Annotated in this window: 29 protein-coding genes; 20 read left to right on the top strand and 9 right to left on the bottom strand. The window is 71.3% G+C overall.

Annotation, left to right across the window (positions count from 1 at the left end):
• The first annotated feature begins 82 nt into the window (after positions 1–82).
• Positions 83–3,139, top strand: coding sequence for a malectin domain-containing carbohydrate-binding protein (locus tag SM450_RS27740; RefSeq protein ID WP_474622725.1), 3,057 nt, complete (start codon positions 83–85; stop codon positions 3,137–3,139).
• A 69-nt stretch (positions 3,140–3,208) separates the two neighbouring features.
• Here SM450_RS27740 and SM450_RS27735 read toward each other — a convergent pair whose 3' ends face one another.
• Complete coding sequence (locus tag SM450_RS27735; protein WP_474622724.1) at positions 3,209–3,601, bottom strand: CBS domain-containing protein; 393 nt, start codon at positions 3,599–3,601, stop codon at positions 3,209–3,211.
• Positions 3,602–3,714: 113 nt separating this feature from the next.
• Between SM450_RS27735 and SM450_RS27730 the strand changes: the two genes are divergently transcribed.
• The 6 genes from SM450_RS27730 (at position 3,715) to SM450_RS27705 (ending at position 8,903) form a co-directional block, all read left to right on the top strand.
• Positions 3,715–4,164: an NUDIX domain-containing protein gene (locus tag SM450_RS27730; protein ID WP_474622723.1), complete on the top strand. Its 450-nt coding sequence runs from the start codon at positions 3,715–3,717 to the stop codon at positions 4,162–4,164.
• An 85-nt stretch (positions 4,165–4,249) separates the two neighbouring features.
• Positions 4,250–4,981 (top strand): phosphocholine cytidylyltransferase family protein, encoded by a 732-nt coding sequence (locus SM450_RS27725; protein ID WP_474622722.1) that lies wholly within the window; start codon positions 4,250–4,252, stop codon positions 4,979–4,981.
• Positions 4,969–6,036 carry an iron-containing alcohol dehydrogenase family protein gene (locus SM450_RS27720; protein ID WP_474622721.1) on the top strand — a complete coding sequence of 356 codons (1,068 nt, stop codon included), beginning with the start codon at positions 4,969–4,971 and terminating at the stop codon, positions 6,034–6,036. The genes SM450_RS27725 and SM450_RS27720 overlap by 13 nt, the downstream gene beginning before the upstream one ends.
• Complete coding sequence (locus SM450_RS27715; protein WP_474622720.1) at positions 6,011–6,730, top strand: CDP-alcohol phosphatidyltransferase family protein; 720 nt, start codon at positions 6,011–6,013, stop codon at positions 6,728–6,730. The genes SM450_RS27720 and SM450_RS27715 overlap by 26 nt, the downstream gene beginning before the upstream one ends.
• A 210-nt stretch (positions 6,731–6,940) precedes the next feature.
• Positions 6,941–8,266 (top strand): AAA family ATPase, encoded by a 1,326-nt coding sequence (locus tag SM450_RS27710; RefSeq protein ID WP_474622719.1) that lies wholly within the window; start codon positions 6,941–6,943, stop codon positions 8,264–8,266.
• A complete protein-coding gene (locus SM450_RS27705) occupies positions 8,253–8,903 on the top strand; it encodes an RloB family protein (RefSeq protein WP_474622718.1) in 651 nt (216 codons plus the stop codon). Before SM450_RS27710 ends, SM450_RS27705 begins: the two co-directional genes overlap by 14 nt.
• Positions 8,904–9,087: 184 nt before the next feature.
• On the opposite strand, the gene SM450_RS27700 is transcribed toward SM450_RS27705, so the two are convergent.
• On the bottom strand, positions 9,088–9,282 hold the full coding sequence (locus tag SM450_RS27700; RefSeq protein ID WP_474622717.1) for a DUF397 domain-containing protein: 195 nt from the start codon (positions 9,280–9,282) through the stop codon (positions 9,088–9,090).
• A gap of 8 nt (positions 9,283–9,290) precedes the next feature.
• Positions 9,291–10,118 carry a helix-turn-helix domain-containing protein gene (locus SM450_RS27695; RefSeq protein WP_474622716.1) on the bottom strand — a complete coding sequence of 276 codons (828 nt, stop codon included), beginning with the start codon at positions 10,116–10,118 and terminating at the stop codon, positions 9,291–9,293.
• Between the two features lie 217 nt (positions 10,119–10,335).
• On the opposite strand from SM450_RS27695, the gene SM450_RS27690 reads away from it, so the two are divergent.
• The 3 genes from SM450_RS27690 to SM450_RS27680 are packed head-to-tail and all read left to right on the top strand — an operon-like array spanning position 10,336 to position 11,853.
• Positions 10,336–10,506, top strand: coding sequence for a hypothetical protein (locus SM450_RS27690; RefSeq protein ID WP_474622715.1), 171 nt, complete (start codon positions 10,336–10,338; stop codon positions 10,504–10,506).
• Complete coding sequence (locus tag SM450_RS27685) at positions 10,493–11,665, top strand: helix-turn-helix domain-containing protein (RefSeq protein WP_474622714.1); 1,173 nt, start codon at positions 10,493–10,495, stop codon at positions 11,663–11,665. The genes SM450_RS27690 and SM450_RS27685 overlap by 14 nt, the downstream gene beginning before the upstream one ends.
• A 2-nt stretch (positions 11,666–11,667) precedes the next feature.
• Complete coding sequence (locus SM450_RS27680; RefSeq protein ID WP_474622713.1) at positions 11,668–11,853, top strand: hypothetical protein; 186 nt, start codon at positions 11,668–11,670, stop codon at positions 11,851–11,853.
• A gap of 81 nt (positions 11,854–11,934) precedes the next feature.
• Here SM450_RS27680 and SM450_RS27675 read toward each other — a convergent pair whose 3' ends face one another.
• Positions 11,935–13,185, bottom strand: coding sequence for a glycosyltransferase (locus SM450_RS27675; RefSeq protein ID WP_474622712.1), 1,251 nt, complete (start codon positions 13,183–13,185; stop codon positions 11,935–11,937).
• A gap of 24 nt (positions 13,186–13,209) precedes the next feature.
• Here SM450_RS27675 and SM450_RS27670 point away from each other — a divergent pair, with 24 nt between their 5' ends.
• From SM450_RS27670 to SM450_RS27650, 5 genes are all read left to right on the top strand, one after another.
• Entirely contained in the window at positions 13,210–14,070 is an 861-nt protein-coding gene (locus SM450_RS27670; protein WP_474622711.1) for an Fpg/Nei family DNA glycosylase, read from the top strand.
• A 281-nt stretch (positions 14,071–14,351) separates the two neighbouring features.
• Entirely contained in the window at positions 14,352–15,860 is a 1,509-nt protein-coding gene (locus tag SM450_RS27665; RefSeq protein ID WP_474622710.1) for a sugar transferase, read from the top strand.
• A gap of 9 nt (positions 15,861–15,869) precedes the next feature.
• Positions 15,870–17,093, top strand: coding sequence for a sensor histidine kinase (locus tag SM450_RS27660; RefSeq protein WP_474622709.1), 1,224 nt, complete (start codon positions 15,870–15,872; stop codon positions 17,091–17,093).
• A gap of 2 nt (positions 17,094–17,095) precedes the next feature.
• Positions 17,096–17,851: a LytR/AlgR family response regulator transcription factor gene (locus SM450_RS27655; protein WP_474622764.1), complete on the top strand. Its 756-nt coding sequence runs from the start codon at positions 17,096–17,098 to the stop codon at positions 17,849–17,851.
• Positions 17,852–17,901: 50 nt separating this feature from the next.
• Positions 17,902–18,564, top strand: coding sequence for a DUF5701 family protein (locus SM450_RS27650; protein ID WP_474622708.1), 663 nt, complete (start codon positions 17,902–17,904; stop codon positions 18,562–18,564).
• Positions 18,565–18,608: 44 nt separating this feature from the next.
• Here SM450_RS27650 and SM450_RS27645 read toward each other — a convergent pair whose 3' ends face one another.
• Positions 18,609–19,823 carry a sialidase family protein gene (locus tag SM450_RS27645; protein ID WP_474622707.1) on the bottom strand — a complete coding sequence of 405 codons (1,215 nt, stop codon included), beginning with the start codon at positions 19,821–19,823 and terminating at the stop codon, positions 18,609–18,611.
• Positions 19,810–20,349: an RNA polymerase sigma factor gene (locus tag SM450_RS27640; RefSeq protein ID WP_474622706.1), complete on the bottom strand. Its 540-nt coding sequence runs from the start codon at positions 20,347–20,349 to the stop codon at positions 19,810–19,812. The genes SM450_RS27645 and SM450_RS27640 overlap by 14 nt, the downstream gene beginning before the upstream one ends.
• Positions 20,350–20,549: 200 nt before the next feature.
• On the opposite strand from SM450_RS27640, the gene SM450_RS27635 reads away from it, so the two are divergent.
• Genes SM450_RS27635 through SM450_RS27615 form a run of 5 tightly spaced genes read left to right on the top strand, consistent with a single transcriptional unit; the run spans position 20,550 to position 25,590 of the window.
• Complete coding sequence (locus tag SM450_RS27635; protein WP_474622705.1) at positions 20,550–20,987, top strand: hypothetical protein; 438 nt, start codon at positions 20,550–20,552, stop codon at positions 20,985–20,987.
• The gene (locus SM450_RS27630) at positions 20,987–22,627 is read left to right on the top strand and encodes a sodium/solute symporter (protein ID WP_474622704.1); all 1,641 of its coding nucleotides are present in this window, start codon (positions 20,987–20,989) and stop codon (positions 22,625–22,627) included. The genes SM450_RS27635 and SM450_RS27630 overlap by 1 nt, the downstream gene beginning before the upstream one ends.
• Positions 22,628–22,658: 31 nt before the next feature.
• A complete protein-coding gene (locus SM450_RS27625; RefSeq protein WP_474622703.1) occupies positions 22,659–23,423 on the top strand; it encodes an ABC transporter ATP-binding protein in 765 nt (254 codons plus the stop codon).
• On the top strand, positions 23,408–25,102 hold the full coding sequence (locus SM450_RS27620) for an ABC transporter permease (protein WP_474622702.1): 1,695 nt from the start codon (positions 23,408–23,410) through the stop codon (positions 25,100–25,102). Before SM450_RS27625 ends, SM450_RS27620 begins: the two co-directional genes overlap by 16 nt.
• Positions 25,102–25,590 (top strand): type II toxin-antitoxin system RatA family toxin, encoded by a 489-nt coding sequence (locus SM450_RS27615; RefSeq protein ID WP_474622701.1) that lies wholly within the window; start codon positions 25,102–25,104, stop codon positions 25,588–25,590. The genes SM450_RS27620 and SM450_RS27615 overlap by 1 nt, the downstream gene beginning before the upstream one ends.
• Positions 25,591–25,651: 61 nt before the next feature.
• Here the strand turns inward: SM450_RS27615 and SM450_RS27610 are convergent, their stop codons facing one another.
• From SM450_RS27610 to SM450_RS27600, 3 genes are read right to left on the bottom strand one after another with little or no spacing between them, the layout of a single operon-like run.
• Entirely contained in the window at positions 25,652–25,909 is a 258-nt protein-coding gene (locus SM450_RS27610) for a hypothetical protein (protein ID WP_281585885.1), read from the bottom strand.
• A gap of 19 nt (positions 25,910–25,928) precedes the next feature.
• On the bottom strand, positions 25,929–26,117 hold the full coding sequence (locus SM450_RS27605; RefSeq protein WP_474622700.1) for a DUF397 domain-containing protein: 189 nt from the start codon (positions 26,115–26,117) through the stop codon (positions 25,929–25,931).
• Positions 26,114–26,899, bottom strand: coding sequence for a helix-turn-helix domain-containing protein (locus SM450_RS27600; RefSeq protein WP_474622699.1), 786 nt, complete (start codon positions 26,897–26,899; stop codon positions 26,114–26,116). The genes SM450_RS27605 and SM450_RS27600 overlap by 4 nt, the downstream gene beginning before the upstream one ends.
• Positions 26,900–26,926 lie beyond the last annotated feature (27 nt).

The following is a 26,926-nucleotide window of genomic DNA, read 5'->3' as shown; positions in this document are numbered from 1 at the left end:
TCGGCACCGGCCACGACCGCAGCGCCTCCGACGTTTCCCCCCGGAGCAGCCTGTGCCTTCCTCGTTCCTGAGACACCGCTCGGTGTCCGCCTTCGGCGCCGCCGTGCTCGGCATCGCCGCCCTGTTCACACCGGTGCCGGCACTCGCCGCGCCCGCGGCTGCGGTCGCACCCGACCACAGCACGCTTGTCAGTGAGATGACGTCGGACAAGACGCCGAACATCAACGACGGCAACGTCGTGGCCATCTACGACGCCGGCAGCAAGGTGATCGTCGGCGGTTCGTTCACCAACGCGCAGAACCGCGGCTCGTCGCCCACCCCGGTCGACCGTCGGGGCGTGCTCGCCTTCGACAAGGCGACCGGCAAGATCGATAATGCCTTCGCGCCGGTGCTCGACGGTGACGTGGCGGCGGTGATCGCCGGCCCGACCCCGGGCACGGTCTACCTCGCCGGTGGGTTCAACAAGGTCGACGGCAAGAACTTCCGCAAGCTCGTGCTGCTGAACGTCGCCGACGGCACCCCGGTCGACAGCTTCAAGGGCCCGGCGTTCAACGGCGCGGTAAGCGACCTCGCGCTCGTCGACAACCACCTGCTCGTCGGCGGCATCTTCAGCACGGTCACCGCGACCACCAACCGGGCCGGGCTCGCCTCGCTCAACCCGACCACCGGCGCGGTGGACGACTACCTCACGGTATCGCTCACCGAGCACCACAACTGGACGGCGACGAACGGCGGCGCCTCGGCCGGCATCGGCGTCGAGAAGATGACCGTCTCGCCGAACGGCAAGCACCTCGTGGTGATCGGCAACTTCAAGAAGGCCGACGGCGTCGTGCACGACCAGATCGTGCGGATCGACCTGGGCGCGAGTTCGGCCACCGTCGCCGACTGGAACACCGACAGCTACTCGGGCGCCTGCAAGTACAGCGCGTTCGACTCGTGGGTGCGCGACGTGCAGTTCTCGCCGGACGGCAAGTACTTCGTGGTGGGCACCACAGGCGCCTCCTTCCCGGGCACGCTCTGCGACTCGGCGGCCCGCTGGGAGACCGACGCCACAGGCGCCGGCCAGAAGCCGACCTGGACCAACTTCAGCGGCGGCGACACTTTCCTCTCCGTCGGCATCAGCGAGAAGGCCGTCTACGTCGGCGGTCACTTCCGCTGGTCGAACAACCCGCTCGGCCGCGACAAGGCCGGGCCGGGCGCGGTGCCCCGGGCCAGCATCGCGGCCCTCGACCCGGCCAGCGGCCTGCCGCTGTCCTGGAACCCGGGCCGGCACCCGCGCGGCTACGGCGTCACCGAGATGCTTGTGACGCCGCAGGGCCTCTGGCTGGGCAGCGACCAGGAATACATCGGCAACCGCGAATACCAGCGGAAGCGGCTGGCGTTCTTCCCGCTCGACGGCGGCAACGCGCCGCACTCGACAAGCACGAAGGGCCTGCCCGGCGACATCTACCAGGCCGGTCGGGCAGCGCAGACCGAGGTGCTCTACCGGGTCAACGCCGGTGGTCCGGCCATCCCGGCGACCGACGGCGGGCCGGACTGGGCCGCCGACAGCACTACCGCGCCCAGCCCGCACCACAACAGCGGCAACAGCGTGTCGACGTACACCACGAACGCCACGTTCGACGCCACCGTCCCGGCGAGCACCCCGACGACGCTGTTCAACAGCGAGCGGTGGGACGAAGCCGCCGCGCCGGACATGCAGTGGGACATCCCGGTCGCGGCCGGCACCCGGGTCGACGTCCGCCTCTACCTGGCCAACCGCTACTCCCGGACGGGCACGGTCGGCAAGCGCAAGTTCGACGTCAGCATCGACGGCGTGCTCAAGCTGAACGACTTCGACCCGGTCGCCGTCGCCGGTGGCACCGACCGCGGCACGATGCAGTCCTTCTCGGTGGTAAGCGACGGCGTGGTCGACATCGACTTCGGCCGTGAGCTGGAGAATCCGCTGATCCAGGGCATCGAGATCGTCAAGACCGCGCCGACGCCTGATGCCTCGGACGTGCTCTACCGGGTCAACGCGGGCGGCGCCGAGCTGGCCGCTCCGAGCGGGCCGGCCTGGGCCGGTGACACTCCGACCGCGCCGAGCACCCACCACAACGCCGGCAGCCAGGTCCTGACGTACACCACGAACGCCTCGCTCGACGCCACCGTCCCGGCGGGCACGCCGGTCGAGGTGTTCAACAGCGAGCGCTGGGACGAGGCGCCCGCACCGGACATGCAGTGGGACTTCCCGGTTCCGGCCGGCACCCCGGTGCAGGTGCGGCTCTATCTCGCCAACCGCTACAACGGGACCTCCACCGCCGGGAAGCGCAAGTTCAACGTCAGCATCGACGGCGTGCAGAAGCTGAGCAACTTCGACCCGATCGCCGCGATCGGCGCCACCAACCGGGGCACCATGCGCGCCTTCGCGGTCACCAGCGACGGCAACATCGACATCGACTTCGGTCGGGTCCTGGAGAACCCGCTGGTGCAGGGCATCGAGATCGTCAAGCTGCCGCCGGTGCCGCCGGCCACCACTGTCGACAGCATCACCAAGCGGTCGTACGACGGCGCGAGCAACGTCGGCACCGCGATGTCGGTGCCCAACCCGGACGACACCCGCTGGTCGGGCGTCAAGGGCGCGTTCTGGGTCGGCGGTGACCTGTTCTACGGCGTCGGCGGCGACCTCTACAAGCGCTCGTTCGACGGCACCGAGTTCGGCACCCCGAAGAAGCTGGACCCGTACCACGACGAGAAGTGGGACCTGATCGAGACCGGTTCCGCGCCCGAGGGCTCGACGTACGCGGGCATGACCGTCAACTTCTCCGCCGAACTGCCGAACGTGACGGCCATGGTCTACTCCAAGGGCCGGGTCTACTACACGCTCGCCGGCCAGCGCACCCTGTTCTGGCGTGGGTTCGCACCGGACACCGGCACCGTCGGCGCCGAGCGGAACACGGTCGCCGGGACCACCACCTTCGCCGACGCGGGCGGCCTGATCCTGGACGGCGACAAGCTCTACGTCGTCTCCCGGAGCAACGGCAGCCTGTCCTCGACGGCGTGGTCGGACGGCGCGCCGACCGGCACCGCCACGGTGCTCAGCGGTCCGAGCGTCGACGACGTGGACTGGCGCGGCACCGCGGTCTTCGTCGGCCCCTGACGGGGCGGGCACGACCGCGACACACCGCACGACGATGGCCCGGCCGGTATCGGCCGGGCCATCGCCCGTTCAGACCTGGGTCGGGGCGTGCTGCCGCGCCCACACCCGCATCAGGTCCCGCACCGAGATCACGCCGGCCACCTCCCGGCCGTCGAGCACCACCAGGTGGCGGAAGCCGCCCCGGGCCATCGCCGCCGCCGCCTCCTCGACGGTCCAGTCCGGGCCGGCGTAGACGACGTCCCAGGTCAGGTGGGCGCCGGTACGCTCGACGTCCGGGTCGAGCCCGGCTCCGATCGCCTTCAACACGTCGCGTTCGGTCATGATCCCGACCCCCTCGGAGTCCGGGTCGATCACGACCGCCGACCCGACACCGCGGGCCGACATCATCCGGGCCGCCTGGCGGAGCGTGTGCTCCGGGCCGACCACGAGAACCTCGTTGGACATCGCTTCCCGTACCTGCATCACACATCACTCCTGTGGGACGGCGACTGGGTACGGACATGGTGCGCCATCGATGCGTACCGGGACAAGAAGGGGCATCGCCCGCCGACGGCGCGGATGGCTACTGTCGGAGGGTGCCCACCGACCCCCTCCGCTGCGCCGGCGCGCTGATAGTCGACGACGACTGCCGCATCTTCGTGCAGCGCCGCGCCCCCGGGCGACGCCTCTTCCCCAACTGCTGGGACATCGCGGGCGGCCACCTGGAGCCGGGTGAGGAGATCGACGACGCGCTGCGCCGGGAGGTCACCGAGGAGACCGGTTGGGCGGTGTCGCACGTGCTGGGCCTGGTCGGCGAATACCGCTACACCGCTGACGACGGGCTGACCCGGGTGGAGACCGACTTCCTGGTCCGGGTGGACGGCGACCTGAGCCGGCCCCGCCTGGAGCCGACCGAGCACACTGAGTTCCGCTGGCTTGCGGAGCGGGACATCGCCCTGCTCGACGAGCACCGGGACGTGAACGACGGGATGATCCGGCGGATCGTGGCGGACGGCTTCGCCGCGCTGCGGTCGATCGGACTGTAGGGCGATCACGGGCTGCACCCGGGCAGCCGGGCCGCCGACGTTATCCTCGCCTCGTGGAATCGGTCGAGAAGAGGAGCGTGTCGGCATGATCGGGATGGTGCTCGCCGCGGGTGCGGGGCGCCGGCTGCGGCCGTACACGGACACCCTGCCCAAGGCCCTGGTGCCGGTCGACGGGGAGATCACCATCCTCGACATCGCGTTGCGCAACCTCGCCGCGGTGGGGCTGACCGAGGTCGTGATCGTGGTCGGCTACGCGGCCGACGCGATCCGCGAACGCCAGGCCGCCCTGGCGGAGAAGTACGGCGTCACGCTCACCCTCGTCGACAACGACAAGGCCGAGGAGTGGAACAACGCCTACTCGCTCTGGCTGGCCCGGGAGCACTTCTCCCGGGGCGTGCTGCTCGTCAACGGCGACACCGTGCACCCGGTGAGCGTGGAGAAGACGCTGCTGGCCGAGCGTGGGCCGGGCGTCCTGCTGGCCGTGGACACGCTCAAGCCGCTGGCCGAGGAGGAGATGAAGACCACCTTCGACGCCGCCGGCCAGCTCACCCGGATCACCAAGCTGATGGACCCGGGCGAGGCGTACGGCGAGTACATCGGCGCGACGCTCATCGAGCCGCAGGTGGCCGACGCGCTCGCCGACGCGCTGGAGGCGACCTGGCGGCGTGACCCGAACCTCTACTACGAGGACGGCTACCAGGAGTTCGCCGACCGGGGCGGCGAGGTGCGGGCGGCCCCGATCGGTGACGTCTCCTGGGTCGAGGTCGACAACCACGACGACCTGGCCCGGGCACGGGAGATCGCGTGCCGCTACTAGCCCGTAGCGTCCTCACCCCGCTGCACATCGACGTGCGGCGGGGTGCGGTGGCGGACCTGGCGTCGATCCTGTCCGACGGCCGGATCTCGGCCGGCGGTGACGTCGCCGTCGTGGTCGGGCCGGGGCAGGGCGAGAAGATCGCCGAGCTGATCCGGCCGTCGCTGCGGTCGGCGGACGTGTTCACCGTCGCCGGGGGCACCCTGGACGCCGCCGACGAGTTGGGCGGCAAGCTGCGCGCCCGGTCGTACGACGCGGTGGTCGGCATCGGCGGCGGGAAGACCATCGACGTGGCGAAGTACGCGGCGACCCGGCGCGGGCTGCCGATGGTGACGGTGGCGACCGCGCTCGCCAACGACGGGATCGCCTCGCCGGTGGCCAGCCTGATCACCGAGGGCCTGAAGGGCTCCTACGGGGTGCACATACCGATCGCGGTGATCGTCGACCTGGACTTCGTGGAGGCCGGGCCGGAGCGGCACAACCGCGCCGGCATCGGCGACGTGGTCAGCAACATCAGCGCGCTCGCCGACTGGGAGCTGGCCCGCCAGGTACGCGGCGAGCCGGTCGACGGGCTGGCCGCCTCGCTGGCCCGGGCAGGCGCCGAGGCGGTGCTCAACCACCCGGGCGACATGACCGACGACGCGTTCGTCACGGTGCTGGCCGAGGCGCTGATCTCCAGCGGCCTGGCGATGGCGGTCTGCGGCACCAGCCGTCCGTCGAGCGGCGGCTGCCACGAGATCATGCACGCGATCGACGCGCTCTTCCCCGGCACCGCCTCGCACGGCGAGCTTGCCGGGCTGGGCGCGTTGTTCTGCACGTTCCTGCGCGGCGACGAGCGCCGGTTCGCCGAGATGTCCGCCTGCCTGGCCCGCCACGGGCTGCCCCGGCTGCCGGCCGAGGTGAACCTGACCGACCACCAGTTCGTCGAGGCGGTGCAGTTCGCGCCGGCCACCCGACCGGACCGCTACACCATCCTCGAACACCTGGCGATGTCGGCTTCCGAGACCCGGGAGCGGCTGGCAGACTACGCCGGTGCCCTCCGCGACCACCTTGGCTGAGCCCCGTCCCACCGTCGCCGACTTCCACCGGGTCAACCGGGGCGGCGGCCTGTTCAGCGAGTCGATCAGCCAGTGGATCGGGGCGGCGTTCGCGCTCGTCGCCGAGCGACTGGGGCTGCGCCCGACCGCGTTGACGCTTGCCAACCTGGTGCTGGGGCTGGCCGCCTCGGTGACCGTGGTGGCGCTCGCCGACGACGTGGCCGCCGGCACCGTGCCGGCCTGGGTGGTCGGCACGGTCGCCCTGGTCGGCTGGCAGATCGCGTACGCGCTGGACTGCGCCGACGGGCAGCTCGCCCGGGTGACCGGGCAGGGCAGCGCGGCCGGCGCCCGGATCGACGTGCTCTGCGACGTGGCCGCCCAGATCGCGTTGGTGGCTGCGCTGTCCGCCACGGCGGTGGCGCAGCGCCCGTCCACGCCGGTGTGGCTGGTGGCGGTCTTCGCCGGCACCTGGATGGTCAACCTGGTGACGTCGGTGATGCAGTCCGGCCCGAACGCGGCGAGCATGGTCACCTCCACGTCGTTCCCGGTCCGGGTGGTGAAGCTGGTCCGCGACTACGGCGCGGTGATCTTCCTGGCCGGGTTGGTGCTGGTGTTCGCGCCCGCGCTGGCGTTCTGGGTGATGGTGGCGTTCACGGTGGTCAACGGCGGCTTCCTGCTCGCGAGCATCGCCTTCTCCGCCCGCGCCGCGATGTAAGGCGGGGGCCCCGGTTAACGCTTTCGGTATAGGTGGGGCCCCTTCTTAACGCCGCCGGGCGGGGCGGCGCGGCCTGTCACCGATCGGCACCGACGATCGTTCGTCAGGTTGCAACTCAGACGTCGTTGGTGCACCCTCACGGCTCTTCGCGCATACTTTGGTTGTGAAAGCGGCTGAAGGCGCAGCAGGTACGCCAGCTCAGGAGGCAGCATGCTGATCACCTTCCGCGCGGAGAACTACCGATCGCTCCGCGATCTAGCCGAAGTGTCCGCTGTCGTCCCGTCCTGGGTGGAAGCCGACGACGTCACCACTCCGATGGCCGGACACGGCGACATCCGGCTGGGCTCGATCGCCGCCGTCTACGGGTCGAACGCGTCCGGAAAGACCAACGTGCTGCGGGCGATGTGGTCGATGGCGAGCATGGTTTCCAACTCCCATCAGTCATGGAAGCCGTCGTCCAAGATCCCCTACTCGCCCTTCTTCGCCAGCCCGCACAACTCCTTGCCGGTGATGTTCGAGGCGGAGGTCCTACTCGACGGCGAACGACACCAGTACGGCTTCAGATTCGATCACGACAGAATCATCGAGGAATGGCTCTATGTTTTTCCCAAGGGCCGACCCCGGCTGTTGTTCGATCGCGACGTCAACAGAGAGAAGGAGTTCCGGTTCGGTCGCGCGCTACGCGGCCGGCCCCAACTCATCGCGGACCTGACCCGGGGCAACAGCCTCTTCCTCTCCGCCGCAGCCGCCAACAACAGCCAACAACTGACCGAGCTGGCCAACTGGTTCGACACCAAAGTCGAGAGGGCCACCCCCGGCGACCGTGAGGCACACGTCAGGTACACGGTCGCGCAGGTGCGGAACGAACAGAAGAAGGCCGCGATCCTCGACCTTCTGCGTTTCGCAGACCTGGGCATCTCTGATCTACGGATCGTCAGCCATGAGGTCGACGAGGAGCTGAAGAGCCGGTTCAAGACACTCGTGCAGGCGTTGAACCCGGATGCCGAGCCGGATGAGGTCGACTGGTCGGAGATCGCTCAGGGGACTCAGCTTGCCCACCGCATCGGAGACGGCGAGGCGGCGTTCCTCGATCTCGATGACGAGTCGATGGGGACCAGGGCGTGGCTCGGGCTGATCGGCCCCATCATGCGAGCCCTCGAAAGAGGGACGCTGCTCCTGGTGGACGAGTTGGATGCCAGTCTGCACCCGCGGCTCAGCGGCGAGGTGATCCGCATCTTCCACGACCCGCGCCTGAACACACAGGGCGCCCAGCTCATCTTCAACACCCACGACCCCTCTCTCATGGGATCCCTCCTGGGCGATGCGCCACTGCGACGCCACGAGGTGTGGCTGACGGAGAAGGGAAAGGACGGGGCGACCCGCCTGTATCCGCTGACGGAGTTCCGGCCTCGCAAGTCGGAGAACCTGGAACGCGGATACCTCCAGGGGCGTTACGGAGCGGTCCCGTTCGTCGACCGCGACCTGGCCCGATCCGCACTCGTCCGGCCGGAAGGCGAAGCGCTTGCCTCCGCGTAGGCCAACGTCGGCATACAGCCTCCAGAGACGCAGAGGAAACCGCGAGGTCAGGCAGCGCTTCCTTCTGCTCTGCGAGGGAGATGTCACCGAGCGGGAGTACTTCGAACACCTACGCAAGGAGTTGCGCGGCACACTGGTGACGATCGAGATCTCCCGAGACTCGGGCGAGCCGCTCAACCTCGTCAGGGAAGCGTGCCGCATGCTGCGGGATTCCTCACGGCAGGCCAAACGAGCCGGCGATGACTGGTTGCGCTACGACTCGGTCTGGTGCATCTGCGACGTCGACGAGCATCGCCGGCTGGAGGCCGCCATCGAACTCGCCATGCGCGAAGGAGTGAACATGGCGATCTCCAACCCCTGCTTCGAGATCTGGCCCGCGCTCCACTTCGATCCCTGCACGCGCTACATGAGCGCGGGCGACCTCAGGTCGATCATTCGCCAGCACCAGCCCGGGTACGACAAGAGCCTGGATTGCAAAAAGCTGCACGGTCGCCAGGCGGATGCGATCCACCGAGCGATGGCACTCGACAAGCAGCATGAAAGAAACGGGAGCCCGCCATCGTCGAACCCGTCGACCGGCGTGTGGAAGCTCGTACAGAAGCTGACGGAGTCGGCGGGATCACCAGCGGTCAGGTAGCCGTGCGCCGTGCTTGGGCAGCCGGGGACAGGATTATGCCGAGACCGCTACAAACTTGATGTCGCCAACGACTCACCTCGCGCGGGCCGGTCGATCGGGATCCTGGTGAGCCAACAGCGACGCCCCGGCTCCGAGACGGGAGCCGGGACGTTTTGCTGCCTCATCCAGTTACGGAGAGGCAGCGCTAGTTAGTCTTGAGGGAGTCGATGAAGGTACGCCATCCCCGGGCGTCGAAGTCCAGCGTTGGGCCGGTCTTGTCCTTGCTGTCTCGAACGGCCACCCCGTCGCGGAGGTCGGCCACCTCGACGCATGCGCCGCCGTTGGAGTCGCTGCGGGTGGACTTGCGCCACACCACGCTGGCGAGGTCCGGGTTCGACATGTCAGCCTCTACTTCATCTCGTCCGCGATCCGCAGAATGAGCCGGCGGGACTCCGCCGGCCCGAGGGCCGCAGCTTGAAGGCGGCCCCACAGCCGATTGTAGGACCGGAGCGATTCGGGACTGTCGAGGTAATCCGCGTCGGTGAACGTCTCCAGGTAGACGACATCAGAGGCGACCTCTTCCCCGAAGCGGAGGAGGATAAAGTTGTACGAGGCTGTCACGTACGTCTCGGCATCCAGTGTAAAGACCTGGATTGTCACGTTTGGAAGGTTGGCAAGAGCAGCGATATGGGATAGCTGCTCCCGCATTGCTCCCCGATCACCGAGGTCGCGCCGCAGCGCCGACTCGCTCAGGATGAAGCTGAGCTCCGGCCCGTCCGGGCGATCAATGACCTTTTGTCGTTCGAGGCGCACTGCGGTCTGCGCCCCAACGTCCTCGCCTTCGATGATCGCTCGGATGTAGGGCTCGATCTGGAGGATGCCGGGGATGACCTCGGATTGGTACCAGCGGATCTCCGCCGCGTCCGCCTCCAGGTCGAGGTACTGCCGGAACCAGTCCGGCACGACATTCCGGTACCCGCTCCACCGCCCCCGCTGCCGTCCGGCGCGGGCAAGGTCCCGTAGCGGCTCAGCCTCCTCGCCTGTCACGCCGTAGTAGTCGAGCAGCAGCTTCAAGTCGGTCAGCCGGATCCCGGACTGACCCAACTCCAGCCGACTGACCTTGCTCGACGCCGAATCGATGACTTCGGCGGCCTCTTCCTGGGTCTTGCCTGCCGCCTCGCGGGCCCGTTTGAGGGCGTTGCCGAGACGACGCCTCTGGATCGTCGGGGTGACCATGCGGCGAGTATGCCGCTCCTCCGACCGCCGATCGGACGACACGCCGTGAGTTCCCAAATCAGGAACATTTCGCTAGCCTACTTTTCTGGACTTCTAATTTAGGTAACCGGAGTAACCTTCAAGGAGGGTCCATGGCTCGACACGGAATGACCCCGATGCGCCCCGGCCTGCTGCGCTCCCTGCCCCTCGCTGGGCAGCAGCGCGCGGAGGGCTGGTCGTGACGAGGCGGCGGAAGTCCGAGCGCGAGGACCGGGGCGAGCAGATTCAGGCAGCGGAACGGGAGGCCGCACGACAGCGGCTTCTCGCCCAGGCCGAGGCGGAGCGGATACCCGCCGAGGAAACCACTCGGGCGGTCCCGGACCGGCGGTGGCAGCGTGACCAGAAGTGAGCTGCTGCCGATCGGCCGGCGCGTGGCCTACTGGCGGGGGCGACGAAAGTTGTCGCAGCAGGTGTTCGCCGATCGGCTCGGGCGGTCGAAGTCCTGGGTCGACAAGGTCGAGCGGGGTGTCAGGTCCCTGGACAAGGTGTCGACGTTGCGGGACATCGCCGCCGTCCTGAGGATCGACACCGCCGTGTTGCTCGGCCGGGATGCGCAACCTGCTGCGATCACCGAGCGGGCCGAGGGCGTGGAGCGGATCCGGGCGGCCCTTTCGGCGTACGACATCGGGCCGTTGGGTCGCCGCCCGGTGCTGCCGGCGGACCGGTTGGCCCGGGACGTCGAGCATGCCTGGGTGATGTTTCAGCATGCCCGGTATCCGCAGGTGATCGCCGCCCTGCCGGGGGTGCTGGCCGGCGTGCGGCATGTCGACGGGTGGGGGCATCCGCTGCTGGTGGAGGTGTACCGGCTCACCTCCTCACTGCTGGTGAAGCTCGGCGAGGTCGAGTTGGGCTGGCTGGCCGCGGACCGCGCCATGGCTGCCGCGACCGGCGATCCGGTCTTGGTGGCCGCAGCCGCGGTGCAGCTCGGGCAGGTGTTCCGCGCGTCGGGGCGGGCGCGGGAGGCGCAGTCCGCCACGTTGGCGGCGGCATACCGGATCGCCCCCGAGGACGGCTCCCCTGGCGGGTTGTCGTTGTGCGGCACGTTGCTCGTGCAGGCCGCGCTCGCGGCGGCCCGCCGGGGCGACGACCGGGCCGCCGCCGACCTCATCGACGAGGCCGCCGGCATGGCCGCACAGGTCGGCGAGGGACACGACCATCACCGGACCGCGTTCGGGCCGACGGCGGTCGACCTGGCCCGTGGTGTCGCAGCGCTCGACCTGGGCGACGCGAGGGAGGCAATCCTCTGGCACGAGCGGACGACCGAGCGGGACGCTTGGCGGTGGCTACCGCTGGAGCACCGCGCGGCACATCTGGTCGACGCGGCCCGCGCCTACCTCCAGGCCGACGACCCGGCCGGCGCCGGCCGGGTGCTTGTCGACGCGGATCGGATGGCACCCGCTGAGGTACGCCACCGGCCCGCCGCCCGGGAGGTGCTCGCCCAGGTGGCCCGCGACCCGCGTGCTCCCGCCACGATCATCCGACTCGCCGCCGCCCTCGGGGTGAGCTGAGCATGACCGGGCCGTTCCTGTCGTTGGCTCAGATCCGCAACCGGCTGATCCTCACCGCCCGAGCGATCCTCCGTGACCACCGGTCCGACTCGGACGGCCGCTGCCGGGTCTGCCGGATCGCGGACTGTGCGGTGGCGACCGCAGCCCGCAACGTCATCCGCACCGCCAAACAATCCGGCGGTTCGTGAACGACAGCAGCTCTTCAACCGCTAGCTGGTCGGGGTCCAGCGGGCGGCAAACCTCGCAGGCTGGCACCGCGCGGGCGAGGGTCAGGTGAGGGAGGCGTACACGTCCAGCAGGCGCTTGGTGATCACGTCGGGGTGGAACGTGCGCTCGTAGCGGGTGCGGGCCGCGCCAGCCAATACCGCCGCCTCAGCGCCGGCCAGCGGCAGTGCGGCGGCAAGCGCCTCGACCTCCGGCGCCACCACCCAGCCGGCCTCGCCGCGCTGCACGCCGGTCGGCAGCGGGACCCGACCGTCGCCGGGCGCGGCGGTGGCCACCTCGGCCGGGCCGGTGCCGGCGGGCTCGCGGGGGGTGTCCGCGCCGACCAGGTACGGGATGCCGCCGAGCGCGGTGCCGAGCACCGGCCGGCCGGCGGCAAGCGCCTCGATGATCACGGTGGGCAGCACGTCGTGCCAGGTCGAGGTGGCAAGCACCACGGCGCTGTCGGCGAGCGCGGCGCGTACCCCGGGCCGGTCGAGCTGGCCCAGGTAGAGCACGTCGGGCCGCTCGGCGGCGGCTGCCTCGGCAAGCGGGCGCAGCTCGCCGTCGCCGGCGATGCGCAGCGGGCCGAGCGCGCCCACCGGGTGCCGTCGCCACGCCGAGAGCAGCAGGTCCAGCCCCTTTTCCGGGCTGAGCCGGCCCATGAACAGGAAGCCGTTGCCGGGCGGCGCGGGCGTGCCCGGGTCCGGCACCGCGTTGGGCTTGACCACGATCCGCTCGTCCGGGATGCCGTAGTCCCGCAGGTGGTCGGCGACCGCCGTGGTGAGCGCGATGTAGCGGTCCACCGACCGCCAGGTGGGGCGGTGCACGGCGAGGGTGGTGGCCATCAGCGCGCTCTGTGCCCGGGAGTCGCGGTAGCACCTGTGCACGATCGCCGGCACGCCGAACGCGCGACCTCGGCAGTCCTGGCAGATCACGCCGTCGCGGAAGTAGAGGCCGGAGGAGCAGACCTGCCGGTAGTTGTGCACCGTCTGCACCACCGGCACGCCCCGCTTGTGCGCGGTCCGCACCACCCAGGGCGAGAGCAGAGGGTACGGGTTGTGCAGGTGCAGCGCGTCCGGCCGGTGCTCGGCGAGCAGGCGGTCGAGGTCGTGCTGGGCCTTCGGGGCCCAGATCGGCGAGATCGGCAGCAGCGCCTTGGCCGCCTTGGACATCGAGGGGATCTCGTCGGAGCTGCGCAGGAACGGCAGCACCTCCACGCCCGCGGCGGTGAGCTGGGCGATCTCCGCGTCGACGATGGTGTTCTCACCGGAGGGCTGCGCTTCCCGGTACCGGTTGTGTGCCACCACGATTCTCACGGGAAAGAAGGCTACCGTTGTCCCGTGCCTGAACTACCGGAGGTGGAAGCGCTCGCCGGTTACCTGCGTGAGCGGGCGGTGGGCCGGCGGGTCGAGCGGTTCGAGGTGGCCGCGATCAACGCGCTGAAGACGTACGATCCGCCGCCGGGCGCGGTCGCGGGCCGGACGGTCACCGGCGCGGGCCGGCACGGGAAGTTCCTGGATGTCCGGTTCGGTGACGACCTGCACCTGGTGGTCCACCTGGCCCGGGCGGGCTGGCTGCACTACCGGGAGGCGTTTCCCGCCACGGTCCCGCTGCGGCCCGGCAAGGGTCCGATCGCGGTGCGGGTACGCCTCGACGACGGCTCCGGCTTCGACCTGACCGAGGCCGGCACCCAGAAGAAGCTTGCCGCCTACCTGGTCACCGACCCGACCCAGGTGCCCGGCGTGTCGAAGCTGGGCCCGGATGCGCTGGCGGCCGACCTGCCCACCTTCTGCGAGCGGCTGCGCAGTCGCCGGGGTCAGGTCAAGGGCGTGTTGACCGACCAGGCGGTGCTGGCAGGGGTCGGCAACGCCTACTCGGACGAGATCCTGCACGCGGCGCGGCTCTCCCCGTTCGCGATCACCGACCGGCTCACCGACGACCAGCTCGCCGGCCTGCACGCGGCGACCCGGACGGTGCTCGGCGACGCGGTCCGGCGGTCGATGGGGCAGCGGGCCGCGGAGCTGAAGGGCGAGAAGCGTTCGGGCTTGAAGGTGCACGCCCGGAAGGGCCTGCCCTGTCCGGTCTGCGGCGACACGGTGCGTGAGGTCTCGTTCGCCGATTCGAGCCTGCAATACTGCCCGACCTGTCAGACCGGTGGTAAGCCGCTGGCTGACCGAAGGTTATCCCGCCTCGTACGCTGAGTAACCAACCTCGTCGGTTACTGAGCGGAATCGTCCGGGGATCGCGGAAGGTCCCATCCCGCGGCTCTACCCGAGCCGTCATCCATCGGTATAGTGGCTCGGTCCCCGGCTTCACATCTGACGCGGAGCCGGCCAGATCTTCGGCGAGCGCGTGGGAGACTGGGACGGTGAGCGACCCGGTTCCTCACGGCGAGTGAGGGCACGGGTCATGCGGGAGGACATGGGTTGAGGTGACGACAAGCCTCCAGCGCCCGGTAACCGATACAGGCCGGAGCAAGAGCGTGCGGCACGTCGACAGCTTTGAGATCCAGCCGCCGACTCCGCCGTCGCACAACGGCGTACCCCGGTCGGCGTGGGCCCGCGCCCGGCGCCGGGTCTCCCGCTGGCACCGTCCCTACATCGCGCTGCTGCTGCTGCTCGACTTCGGCGCGGCGGCGCTCGCGAGCTTCCTGGCCGTGCAGATCTTCGAGCAGGCCGACTCCGGGTTCCGCAATTCGCCCGAGGTGTGGTTCTACACCGTGGCGTTCGTGCTGATGCCGCTCGGCTGGATGCTGTTCCTGTGGGGCAACCGGGCCTACGACCGGCGCTACCTCGGTCTCGGGCCGGACGAGTTCAAGCGGGTGATCCGCGCCGGCGTGGCGGTCACCGCCACCGTCTCCTTCATCGCCTTCGCCACCAAGACCTACTCGTTGTCCCGATGGACCGTCGGTTTCGCGCTGCTCGGCGCCATGATGCTGATCCTGCTCGGCCGGATGATCGCCCGGGGCGCCCTGCACGCGCTGCGCCGCCGGATCGGGCAGGCCGGGCACCGGATGGTGCTTGTCGGCACGCTGCCGGAGTGCCTGGAGGTCTACACCACCGTCACCCGCAACCCCGGCGTCGGTCTGGTGCCGGTGGCGATCCACCTCACCGACGGGTACGCCGCCGCCCGCGGCCTCCAGACCCCGGTGCCGGTGTACGCCGGCCGCGACGTGCTGGCGCTCGTCCGCGAGGTCGGCGGCGACACCATCGCGGTCTGCGGCTCGGCGAGCGCCGAGCCGGGCGAGTTGCGCCGGCTGGCCTGGCAACTGGAGGGCTCCGGCGTCGACCTGGTGGTCGCGCCGCAGCTCACCGACATCGCCGGTCCCCGGGTGCACATCCGCCCGATCGAGGGCCTGCCGCTGCTGCACGTCGAGGAGCCGACGCTCTCCGGGCCGGCGTTGCTGGCCAAGAGCCTGATGGACCGGGCCGCCGCCGGTCTGGGGCTGCTGCTGCTCACTCCGCTCTTCGCCGCGGTCGCGCTCGCCATCCGGATCTCCGACCCCGGGCCGGTGTTCTTCCGGCAGCCCCGGGTGGGGCACGAGGGGCGCACGTTCCGGGTGTGGAAGTTCCGCACCATGTATGTGGACGCCGAGGAACGACTCGCCGGCCTGGTGGATCGGAACGAGACCGACGGCATGCTGTTCAAGATGAAGCAGGATCCCCGGGTCTTCCCGGTGGGTCGCTTCCTGCGGGCGTCGTCGCTTGACGAGCTGCCCCAGTTGATCAACGTGCTCTGGGGCGAGATGTCGCTTGTCGGGCCGCGCCCGCTGCCCGCCGACGACGGCGACTTCCTGGGCGACGTGCGACGCCGGCTGCTGGTGCGCCCGGGCATGACCGGGCTGTGGCAGGTTTCCGGCCGGTCCGACCTGTCCTGGGACGAGGCGGTCCGGCTCGACCTCTACTACGTCGACAACTGGTCACTGACGTACGACCTGAGCATCCTGTGGCGGACCGTCGGGGTGGTGCTGGCGCGCAAGGGCGCGTACTAACCTTCCGGGGTGGGTGGCAACCTCTCGGCGGTCTTCGCCGTCGTCTCGCTGGTCACCGCGTTGGCCGCGGCGCTCTGGGCGGTGCTGCGGCTGCGTGCCAGGCGGGGCATCGCCACCGCGACGCAGCGGGCCACCTACGAGGTGCTGCACACCGCCGGCCTGGCCGCCGAGCCGCTGCGCGCCGGCCTGAGCGCGGCGGACGCGGCGAAGGCCGTACGCCATCTGCGCGCCCTGGTGGGCGCGGTCGGCCTGGCGCTGACGGACCGGGACGCGCTGCTGGCCATCGACGGGCGCGGCGCGCACCACGGCGACCAGTTCGTCGCGGCGGCCCGGCGGGTGGTCGACAGCGGGCGTTCCACCGTGCTGCACGAGTCGGAGTTGCACTGCGACCTGGTCGACTGCCCGGTCCGGGGCGCGGTGGTGGCGCCGTTGGGCGCGGACGGCCGGGTGGTGGGCGCGTTGGTGGCGGTGGCCGACGAGCGGCCGGCGCCGGGCCTGGTGCAGGCGACGCTTGAGACCGCGCACTGGGCGGGTGACCAGCTCGCCCTGGCCGAGCTGGACTCGTCGCGGGAGCGGCTGGCCCGCGCCGAGGTGCGCGCGTTGCGCGCCCAGATCAGCCCGCACTTCATCTACAACGCGCTCACCGCGATCGGCTCGTTCGTCCGGACCGACCCCGACCGGGCGCGGGAGTTGATCCTGGAGTTCGCGGAGTTCACCAGGTACTCGTTCCGCTCGCACGGGGAGTTCACCACGCTTGCCGAGGAGTTGCGGTCGATCGACCGCTACCTGACCATCGAGCGGGCCCGCTTCGGCGAACGTCTCCAGGTGCGCCTCCAGATCGCGCCCGAGGTGTTGCCTGTGACGTTGCCGTTCCTCTGCCTCCAGCCGCTCGTGGAGAACGCGGTCCGGCACGGGTTGTCCCGCAAGCCGGGCACCGGCATGGTGAGCATCGAGGCCCGGGACGCGGGCGCCGAGTGTCACATCACGGTTGAGGACGACGGGGTGGGGATGGATCCGACGACGCTTACCGCGGGTATCGCCGAGGTGTCCGGCGCCGGCAGCGACCCGGCCGAGGACCCGGGGCAGCATGTCGGCCTCTCCAACGTCGACGAGCGGCTGCGGTCGGCCTTCGGGGACCGGTTCGGCCTGGTCGTCGAGACCGGCCTGGGCTCGGGTACGAAGGTCAGCATGCGGGTGCCGAAGTTCCACCCCGGCGTCCGGGTGTCCGGGTGAGCGTGACCGGTTTCCTCCGGGTGCTGGCGGTGGACGACGAGCCGCCGGCCCTCGACGAGTTGGCCTACCACCTGCGCGCCGATCCCCGGGTGGCCCGGCTGCACACGGCCGGCGACGCGACCGAGGCGCTGCGGGTGCTGCGGGACGACGACGTGGACGTGGTGTTCCTCGACATCCGGATGCCCGGGTTGGACGGCATGGAGCTGGCGCGGGTGCTGCGCCGGTTCGCCCGGCCGCCGGCGATCGTGTTCGTCACCGCGTACGACGACGGCGCGGCGGACGCGTTCGACCTGGGCGCCACGGACTACGTCCGCAAGCCGGTGCGGGCCGAGCGGCTGGCCGAGTCGCTGCGCCGGGTGATCGGTTCGCGGGTGGTGCCGTCGCATCCGGCCGCGCTGGCCCGGGCGGAGGAGGATCCGACCATCCCGATCGAGTTGGCCGGCACCACCCGGATGCTGCCCCGCTCGTCGGTGCGCTGGGTGGAGGCGCAGGGCGACTACGCCCGGCTGCACACCGCGGAGGGGTCGCACCTGGTCCGGGTCTCGCTTGCGACGCTCGCGGAGCGGTGGGCGGACGCCGGGTTCGTCCGGGTCCACCGCTCGTACCTGGTGCAGTTGCGGCTGATCGCCGAGCTGCGGCTGGTCAACTCCGGCTACGTGGTGGTGATCGACGAGTCCGAGCTGCCGGTGAGCCGGCGGCACACCCGGGAGTTGAAGGACAAGTTGGTCCGGGCGGCCAAGCAGGACTGGAGCCGCTGACCCGGCGGCGTACAATGTACGGCAGACCGTACGACAGGGTGGAGGACCACATGTCCGACGACCAGTTCGACGCCGCCGCCGAATTCGACCGCCAGCTCGACCGCCTGGCGCACCTCGGTTACCCCGCCCTCGCCGGCCTGGCCGAGGAGGCGTTCCGCGCCCGGCTCACGCCGCTGCGCGACGCGGCGGTCAGCGGAGCCGCCGGCCTGGCCGGCCCCACCGACGCCCGGGTGCCGCTCCTGCTGGTGACCACGCGGGAGCTGGTGCCCGTCCCGGAGCGGATCGCGCTCACCACGCTCGCCGGCAGACGCAAGCCCGGCGTGCTCGACCGCAACTTCCCCGCCGACGACCTGCCCACCTTCCACCCGATCAAGGAGCTGGAGGTGCCGGCCGGTCCGGCGTACCTGCTCTTCGAGGTCGATCGCGGCGAGGAATACCGGAACGTGACGCCGTCCGCCGCGCTCGCCGACATGACCACGCGGGACCGGCTCCCGATCACCATCGACGAGGGCCTGGCCTTCGTCACGCTGCGCCCGGAGGCGCTTGCCAGCAACAGGTGCTTCTCGCTCGTCGGCTCCCGCTGCGGCGACCTGCGGGTGCCGGCGCTGTGGATCAGTCAGGGGGCGCCCAAGCTTGGCTGGTGCTGGTTCGGCAACCCGCACACCTGGCTCGGCTCCGCCACCGCCCACCCGATCCGGGTCGGCCTCGACTGAGGGTGCCGGGGCGGGACACCCTCGTGCCCCGCCCCGACCGGCGGTCACCCCGCGCCCGACAGCCGGGTGGTCGTCCGTCCGTCGGTGGTCAGCACCGCGCCGTCCGCATCCGCGAACAGCACCTGTCCCGGCACCCAACTGAGCACCCCACCACCGGTGGTCACCCACTCCCGGGTGAAGTGCCGGCCCTGGTCGTGGCTGACCCACAGGAACGCCCTGCCGTCGGCGTCCCAGTCGCCGATCAGCAGGCTGCCGTCCCCGCCCACCACCAGGTGGCGATCACCGTTCGTGCCCGCCGGCAGATCGGTCGCGACCGACTGCCAGGAGCGCCCGCCGTCACCGGTTCGCATGATCGAGACGGTGCTGCCGGCCGACGCCGGCCCACCCGTCGGCGAGTACGGCTCCGCCAGCAGGTAGCCGACCTGCCCGCTCCCGGCCGCCACGGATGCCACCGCGCCGCCGGTCGGGGCCGACACCGTCGCCCAGGTGGCGCCGCGGTCGGAGCTGCGGGCCAGCACTGCGGGCTCACCCACGTCCGAAGGTCGGAAGCTGGCCCACAGCACCCCGTCCGGACTCGCGTACAGGCTGTTCATCGGGGAGTCGGTAGGCATCTTGGACCGCAGCCGGTAGGCGGCGCCGGTGTCGGGGTCGACGGCCATCGGCTCGGGCAGCCCGCCCGGGGCCCCCGCGAACGAGACCGGCTGCGCGTGGGCCGGGAAGGCATCCACCGCGACGATGGCGTCGGCGCCGTCCCGCCACGTCCGTCCCTCGTCGGTGGAGAGCCACGACCGCCCGTCGACGCTCACCAGATAGGTACGCGCGCTGAGCGGGACGTATCGAGCCGTCGACCGGACCCGGTCGTTCCCCGCCCGGCACGCCCCGTCGTCGTAGCGCGCCCGGCGGTACGGTGACCAGTTCCGCCCGAGGTCCCGGGTGTTGGTGAAGTCGATCCGGCAGCCGAGATCGGTGACCCGGACGCCGACCACCGACCGGTCCGCCACGAGAAAGAGCTGAGCCCTGGCCTGCGGCGCCGGTCCTCCGGCCGGCTGATCCGAGGGCCGGCCGCCGAGCCCTCCGGCGACCGGGGTCAGCGCCGTACCGGCCAGTGCCGCCACCACCCCCAGCACCAACGCGCCGCGCTGCCGGCGCCGGGACCGCACGCGGGCGCGAGCCCTGGACCGGAGTTCTTCGAGCGGCGGCTGGCGAACGGCCTGGCTGACGGTGCCGACGTCGAAGCCGGACAGGTCATGCTCCGACATTGATCCTCCCGAGGCTGGTGACTGTGACATCTGGCGCGGCGTCGCTCAGGTCGACGTCGACGAGCAGCCGGGCGAGGGCCCGCCGGCCGCGGGAGAGCCGGGACTTGACCGTGCCGGGGGACACCCCGAGCGTGGTGGCGACCTCCTCGACCGGCAGGTCGGCCAGGTAACGCAGGGCCAACGCGTGCCGCTGCCCCGGAGGCAGCTTCCGGAGCGCGGCGAGCAGGGCGAGGTGTTCGGGTGCTCGGTCCGCGACCTCGGGCGGCGGGCCGAGGCGGTGGAGCAGTGTGTCCAGGAGCCGGCGGCGCCGATACCTGCTCCGGGCCACGTTCACCGCCACTCTTCGCAGCCATGCCTCCGGTTTGTCCAGGCCGGCCAACCGCCCGGGCCTCATCAGCGCGCGGGTGAACGCCTCCTGGACCACCTCCTGCGCCTCGTGCAGGTCACCTGTCACCGCGTACAGCTGAACGACGAGCCGGCGGAAGCTGCCGGCGTACAGCTCGGCAATCACATCATCGTCGGGCACCGTCACCTCCTCTCTCTTCACCTGTCCCACTCGTGGGCCGGGAGAAAGGTTCCGGGCGGCACCGAGGAAGCCGAGTTTCCACAACCACACCGCGCTCATCCACCGCGTTGTCCACAGGCACGCGATGTTATCCACAGGTTGTGCACAGGGCTGCCCCCACTGCGCTTGACATTCGCGCCGAGCAGGCGAGACTGCCGGAGATGACCGCAGCCGAGGAACCGCAGCCGGCCGGACGGCCCGTCGAGGCGGCCCCCGTCCCCGGCCCCCGCGCGCCGCAGCGGACCCGGATCGTGCTGGCCGAGGTCTCCCGGACGAGCAGCCGGGCCGACCGCACCCGCTCCGAGCTGGCCCAGCAGACCCGGGTCGGCGAGACGCTCGTGCAGGGCCTGATGCGCGCCCAGCTCTCGCTCGCGCTGCGGCTGAGCCTGCTGGTGCTGATCGGCCTGGGCGGGCTGCCGTGGCTGTTCGCCATCGCGCCGACGGTCGGGCGGGTCACCGTGCTCGGGGTCAACCTGCCGTGGCTGCTGCTCGGGGTGGCCGCCTTCCCGTTCCTGATCGTGGTCGGCTGGGCGTACGTGCGGCTGGCGGAACGCAACGAGCAGGACTTCGTCGACCTGGTCCAGCGGCCGGAGCGCTGATGACCAACGGGTACGTGGTCCCGGCGATCGTGGCGGTCACCCTGGTCACCGTCGGCATCGGCTTCTACGGGCTGCGACTGGCCCGGACCACCTCCGACTTCCTGGTCGCCTCCCGGGCGGTCAGCCCGACCTGGAACGCGGCGGCGATCGGCGGGGAATACCTGTCGGCGGCGAGTTTCCTGGGCGTGGCCGGGCTGATCCTCAAGTACGGCGTGGACGTGCTCTGGTATCCGGTCGGCTTCGCCGCCGGCTACCTGGCGTTGCTGCTGTTCGTGGCCGCCCCGCTGCGCCGCTCCGGCGCGTTCACCCTGCCGGACTTCTGCGAGGTGCGGCTCGGGTCGCGCCGGCTCCGCACGCTCGCCACCGTCTTCGTGATCTTCATCGGCTGGCTCTACCTGGTGCCGCAGTTGCAGGGGGCCGGGCTGACGCTCGCCACGCTCACCGGCTCGCCCTACCCGGTCGGCGCGCTGCTTGTCGCCGTGGTGGTGACCGCGAACGTGGCGCTCGGCGGCATGCGGGCGATCACCTTCGTGCAGGCGTTCCAATACTGGCTGAAGCTCACCGCGCTCGCCGTACCGGCGATCTTCCTGGCGTTGCAGTGGCAGGCCGACGCCCGCCCGGCGGTGACGCCGCCCGACGGGCCGGCGTTCCGGACCGCGACCACAGTGGTGGTCGAGCACCGCGCGACCCTCACCCTCCCCGACGGCCACATCCGGGAGGTACGCCCCGGCGACCGCCTCGACTTCGCCGCCGGTGACCCGGTGCCGGAGGTGTCCGGCGCGGCGATCGGCGCCACCGAGTGGCTGCTGCCGGACACCGCGGGCGACGACGACCGCAGCCTGTTCGGGACATACTCGCTGATCCTGGCCACGTTCCTGGGCACCATGGGGTTGCCGCACGTGCTTGTGCGCTTCTACACCAACCCCGACGGCGCCGCCGCCAGGCGCACCACGCTCGTGGTGCTGGCCCTGGTCGGCGTCTTCTACCTGCTGCCCACGATCTACGGCGTGCTGGGCCGGATCTATACGCCGCAACTGCTTGTCACAGGTCAGACCGACGCCGTGGTGGTGCTGCTGCCCGGCGCGGCGCTCGGCGACGGCACCACCGGCCGGCTGCTCGCCGCGCTCGTCGCCGCCGGGGCGTTCGCGGCCTTCCTGTCCACCTCGTCCGGCCTGCTCACAAGCGTGGCCGGGGTGATCTCCACGGACGTGCTCGGCCGCGGCTCGGTACGCGGTTTCCGGCTCGCCACGGTGATCGCCGGCGCGGTGCCGGCGGTGCTCGCGTTGAACGTCTCCGGGCTCGACGTGTCGCAGGTGGTGGGGTTGGCGTTCGCGGTCGCCGCGTCCAGCTTCTGCCCGCTGCTGGTGCTCGGCATCTGGTGGCGCGGCCTGACCGACCTGGGCGCCGCCGCCGGGGTGCTCGTAGGCGGCGGCGCGGCGATCGGCGCGGTGCTGCTCACCGTGCTCGGTCCGCCGCTAACCGGCTGGCCGGCGACGCTCACCACCCAGCCGGCCGCGTGGACGGTCCCGCTGGCGTTCACCGTGATGGTAGTGGTGTCGGTGGCCAGCCGGCGACGCCTGCCCCGCGACGTCGGCACCACCATGCTCCGCCTGCACACCCCCGAATCGCTCCGACTTTAAGGAGGTGGTCGGAGCGGGCTACCGTCGGACCATGACCGATCAGCACCCGGCCCTGCATCTCCGTGGCCTGGCCAAGCGCTTCGACACCAAGGTCGCGGTGGCCGGCGTCGACCTGGCCGTGCCGACCGGCTCGTTCTACGGCCTGCTCGGCCCGAACGGGGCCGGCAAGACCACGACCCTCTCCATGGCCGTCGGCCTGCTGCGGCCCGACGCCGGCGAGGCCCGGGTGCTCGGGTACGACGTGTGGGCCGATCCGGTGCGCGCGAAGAGCCTGCTCGGCGTGATGCCGGACGGCGTACGCCTCTTCGACCGGCTGAGCGGCGCGGAGCTGCTGGCGTACCACGGTCTGCTGCGCGGCATGGACCCGGCGGTGGTCGACAAGCGGGCGGCGGAGCTGCTCGACGTGCTGGCGCTCACCGACGCCGGCCGTACCCTGGTGGTCGACTACTCGGCCGGCATGAAGAAGAAGATCGGCCTGGCCTGCGCGCTGCTGCACGGCCCGCGCCTGCTTGTGCTCGACGAGCCGTTCGAGGCGGTCGACCCGGTCTCGGCGGCGCTGATCCGGGACATCCTGCACCGGTACGTGACAGGCGGCGGCACGGTGGTCTTCTCCAGTCACGTGATGGAGGTGGTCGAGCGGATCTGCTCGCACGTGGCGATCCTGGCCGACGGCACGATCAAGCGGGTGGGCACGCTTACCGAGGTGCGCGGCGACAGGTCGCTGGAGGAGGTCTTCGTCGAGGTCGTCGGCGGCCGGACCGCGACCGGCGAGGAGTTGTCGTGGCTGTCCCGGTGACCGCGCCGGAGCGGCCGGTCCGGACCGTCTCGCCCTGGCACTTCGTCCGGCTCAAGTTGCGGGTGCTCGGCAACAACTTCCGCGGCCAGGCGTGGCGGGTCGCGTTGTTCGTGGTGGGTGTGCTGTTCGCGCTCTGGTTCGCCGGGACCGGGTTCTTCCTGCTCGCCGCGCCGGGCCTGACCGGCGAGGACCGGTACGCGCTGATGGCCGCCGCGTTCGGCGGGGGCGTGCTGACGCTCGGCTGGCTGCTGCTCCCGCTTGTCTTCTTCGGCGTGGACGAGACGCTTGATCCGGCCCGGTTCGCGTTGCTGCCGCTCTCCCGCCGCACCCTGGTCACCGGCCTGCTCACCGCCGCCCTGGTGAGCGTCCCGGCGCTGGCCACGATGCTCACGGTGGCCGGGCTGGTGGTCACCGCCGGCGTGCTGGGCGGCTGGCCGGCCGCGCTTGTCGGCGCGGTCGGGGTGGCCGTCGGGGTGCTCGTGTGCGTGGCCGGGGCCCGCGCGTTGACAAGCGCGTTCGCCACCATGCTGCGCTCCCGCCGGGTACGCGACCTGGCCGCCGTACTGCTCGCGGTGCTGGCCGCCATGCTCGGGCCGTTGCAGTTGTTCGTGGTCGCGGCCGTGCAGCAGGCCGACTGGGACCGGCTGACCGGGGTGGCCCGGGTGATCGGCTGGACGCCGTTCGGCGCGCCGTGGACGGCCGGCGTCGACGTGGCCGAGGGCCGGGCCGGGGCGGCGGTGGTGAAGCTGCTGATCGGCGTGGCGACGATCGGCGTACTCCTGCTCTGGTGGTCGCGGTCGCTGGAGTCGGCGATGGTCGGCGCGGCAAGCGCCGGGCCGGCACGCACCCCGCGCGGCGTGGTCGGCGGCGCGGTCGCGCAGCTCTTCCCCCGCGCGGTCGGCTGGACCCGGCGGGACCGGTTCGGCGCGCTTGTCGCCCGGGAGTGCCGCTACTGGTGGCGGGACGCCCGGCGGCGGGCCAACCTGATCACGGTCGCCGTGGTGGGCGTGTTCGTGCCGGTGATGGTCAACCTCGGTGGCGCCGGGTTCGTCGTGGAGGGCGGGGCGGCGTTCGGCGAGGCCACCGCCGACGCCTCCCCGGTGCTGGTCAGCACTTCCATGATCGTCGTCGGGGTGCTCGCGTCGGTGACGCTCGCGAACCAGTTCGGCTTCGACGGCAGCGCGTACGCGGCGAACGTGGTCGCGGGCGTGCCGGGGCGGGTGGAGTTGCGCGCCCGGATGGTGGCGTTCTCGCTCTACGTGGTGCCGATCCTCCTCGTGGTCGCGGTCGTGCTGGCGCTTGCGCTCGGCCGGCCCGAATGGCTCGGCGTGATGGCCGGCGGGCTGTTCGGCGCGTACGGCTGCGGGCTGGCGATCAACGGGTTCATCTCGGTGCTCGGCGCCTACTCGCTGCCGGAGACGAGCAACCCGTTCGCCATGAACACCGGGTCGGGGATCGCGAAGAGCCTGCTCGCGCTGCTCTCCATGGTGTCGTCGACGCTTGTCGCGGTGCCGTTGGTGGTGGCCGCGGCCCTGCTCGACGACGTGTGGCTCTGGCTGGCGCTGCCGGTCGGCCTGGCATACGGCGTGGGTGCGGCGATGCTCGGCGCGTACCTGGCCGGGGACGCGCTCGACCGCCGGCAGCCGGAGCTGCTGTCGATGGTCACCCCGAGGCGCTGATGCCTGTCGTCGAGGCGGTCACCACGGTCCCGGTCCCACCGGAGGTGGCCTTCGCCGTCTCCCAGACCGTCGCCCCGGTGCGCTACCGCTGGGACCCGTTCGTCCGCGAGCAGCACTTCCTCGACGGCGCGACCAGGCCGGGCCGGGGCGTGCAGACCTTCACCCGCTCCCGGCACGGCCTGGCGATGGTGAGCGAGTACGTCTCCTGGGCGCCGCCGACGAACGTGGGCATGAAGATGGTGCGCGGGCCGTGGTTCTTCGAGCGGTTCGGCGGCGGCTGGCGCTTCGCGCCCGGCCCGGAGCCGGGCACCACGGTCGCGACCTGGCGGTACAACTTCCGCTGCCGGCCGGCCCTGCTGCGCCCGGTGGCCGAGCGGGTCGGCATCTGGCTGCTCGGCCGGGACATCCGCCGCCGGATCGCCGGTTACGCGGCCGGCTGCGCCGACCCCGAGGTGTTGGCCGCCGCCCGCCGCTCGCTCTCTTCCTGACGGCCGTCAGGCCGTGCGGGCGGCCGTGCCCGTGCGGGCGGCCGTGCCCGTGCGGCGGCCGTCAGGCCGTGCGGCGCATGGCCGCGTAGACGTGGTGGCCGTCGCCGACGCTCAGCACGTTCACCAGCTCCCAGCCGTAGTTCGACAGGTGCTCGACCGCCTCCATGAGCGGCGGGAAGCCGCTGCTGCCCCACTTGTGCCGAGCGATGATCATCAGGTGCCGGTGCGGGTAGGCGCGCAGGTCGACCTGACCGCCGAGGATGGCGTCCGCGGTGATCACGCGGTCCTGGGCGAGCTTCTGCGGGGGTACGAGAGCCATGCCCCGCAGGGTAGGCGGATCAGTCGAGCGACGCCCGGTGGAGGTGCGCGACCAGGGAGCGCCAGGCGTCCGGGGTGAAGGCGAGGGCCGGGCCGGACGGGTCCTTGCTGTCCCGCACCAGCACCACCCCGGGCAGGTTGCCCGCCACCTCGACACAGTTGCCGGCGTTGTCGGACCGCGTCGACTTGCGCCATTCGGGTTGACTCATGGGGTCACCTTCACCTTGTGGATGAGATCGAGCGAGGCACGCTCCGGTAGCGCCTCCCCGAGCAGGATCTCCCACTTCCGCAGCATCACCCGAATCCACTCCGGATGGTCGGCGATCTGTCCTCGGGCCGGATTGTCGAGGCAGAGCATGTGCTCGCCGTCCGGCAACTCGGCGATGGCGAAACCGCCGCCCAACGAGAGGTGCGCGCCGATGTCGAGCGGCAGGACGTGCAGGCGCACCCGCGCATGCTCGGCCACTTCGAGCAACCGGCCGAACTGACCGTTCATGACCGCCGGCCCGCCGATGGACCGCTGCAACGCGCTCTCGTCGATGATGAAGACGCACTCCGGCGGAGCGGCCTTCTCCAGCACCTTCTGACGTGCCATCCGCAGCGCCAGCAACTCCTCCACTCGATCCTGCCGGTACAGGCGGCCCGCCTCGAAGATCGCTCGGGCGTAAGCCTCGGTTTGAAGCAGGCCGGGGACGGCGCAGGGCTCGAAATTCCGCAGCAGCACGGCCTGGTCCTCATATCCCTGCCAGGGCAGGAACCAGGACGGGGAGCGGTTGCCGTCGTGCTCCTTGAGCAGGCTGGCCAGGAGGCCGCCGGTGCGGAGCGCCTGGTCGGCGGCGATCGCGAACTCCATCGTGGGCCGGCGGCGGCCGGTCTCGATGGCGGCGACCGTCGACGGGCTCCACCTGATGGTGGCCGCCAGCGCCTCCTGCGAGACGTCCGCGCCGGCGCGGGCGGCCTTCAGCGCCCGGATCCACACCTCGACGTCCATCCTCACCCCACCGGTAAGTACGCGACC

The sequence above is a fragment of the Micromonospora marincola genome (assembly GCF_056150385.1).
The sequence above is the reverse complement of the archived record's forward strand: the minus strand, read 5'-3'. Positions and strand labels throughout refer to the sequence as shown.

Bases quoted from the DNA above. Each gene is read 5' to 3' on its own strand.
- SM450_RS27615 (WP_474622701.1), top strand. From the start codon at position 25,102: ATGCCTGTCGTCGAGGCGGTCACCACGGTCCCGGTCCCACCGGAGGTG.
- SM450_RS27645 (WP_474622707.1), bottom strand. From the start codon at position 19,823: ATGTCGGAGCATGACCTGTCCGGCTTCGACGTCGGCACCGTCAGCCAG.
- SM450_RS27630 (WP_474622704.1), top strand. From the start codon at position 20,987: ATGACCAACGGGTACGTGGTCCCGGCGATCGTGGCGGTCACCCTGGTC.
- SM450_RS27700 (WP_474622717.1), bottom strand. From the start codon at position 9,282: ATGTCGAACCCGGACCTCGCCAGCGTGGTGTGGCGCAAGTCCACCCGC.
- SM450_RS27650 (WP_474622708.1), top strand. From the start codon at position 17,902: ATGTCCGACGACCAGTTCGACGCCGCCGCCGAATTCGACCGCCAGCTC.
- SM450_RS27710 (WP_474622719.1), top strand. From the start codon at position 6,941: ATGCTGATCACCTTCCGCGCGGAGAACTACCGATCGCTCCGCGATCTA.
- SM450_RS27725 (WP_474622722.1), top strand. From the start codon at position 4,250: ATGATCGGGATGGTGCTCGCCGCGGGTGCGGGGCGCCGGCTGCGGCCG.
- SM450_RS27605 (WP_474622700.1), bottom strand. From the start codon at position 26,117: ATGAGTCAACCCGAATGGCGCAAGTCGACGCGGTCCGACAACGCCGGC.
- SM450_RS27695 (WP_474622716.1), bottom strand. From the start codon at position 10,118: ATGGTCACCCCGACGATCCAGAGGCGTCGTCTCGGCAACGCCCTCAAA.
- SM450_RS27610 (WP_281585885.1), bottom strand. From the start codon at position 25,909: ATGGCTCTCGTACCCCCGCAGAAGCTCGCCCAGGACCGCGTGATCACC.
- SM450_RS27680 (WP_474622713.1), top strand. From the start codon at position 11,668: ATGACCGGGCCGTTCCTGTCGTTGGCTCAGATCCGCAACCGGCTGATC.
- SM450_RS27600 (WP_474622699.1), bottom strand. From the start codon at position 26,899: ATGGACGTCGAGGTGTGGATCCGGGCGCTGAAGGCCGCCCGCGCCGGC.
- SM450_RS27735 (WP_474622724.1), bottom strand. From the start codon at position 3,601: ATGCAGGTACGGGAAGCGATGTCCAACGAGGTTCTCGTGGTCGGCCCG.
- SM450_RS27625 (WP_474622703.1), top strand. From the start codon at position 22,659: ATGACCGATCAGCACCCGGCCCTGCATCTCCGTGGCCTGGCCAAGCGC.
- SM450_RS27635 (WP_474622705.1), top strand. From the start codon at position 20,550: ATGACCGCAGCCGAGGAACCGCAGCCGGCCGGACGGCCCGTCGAGGCG.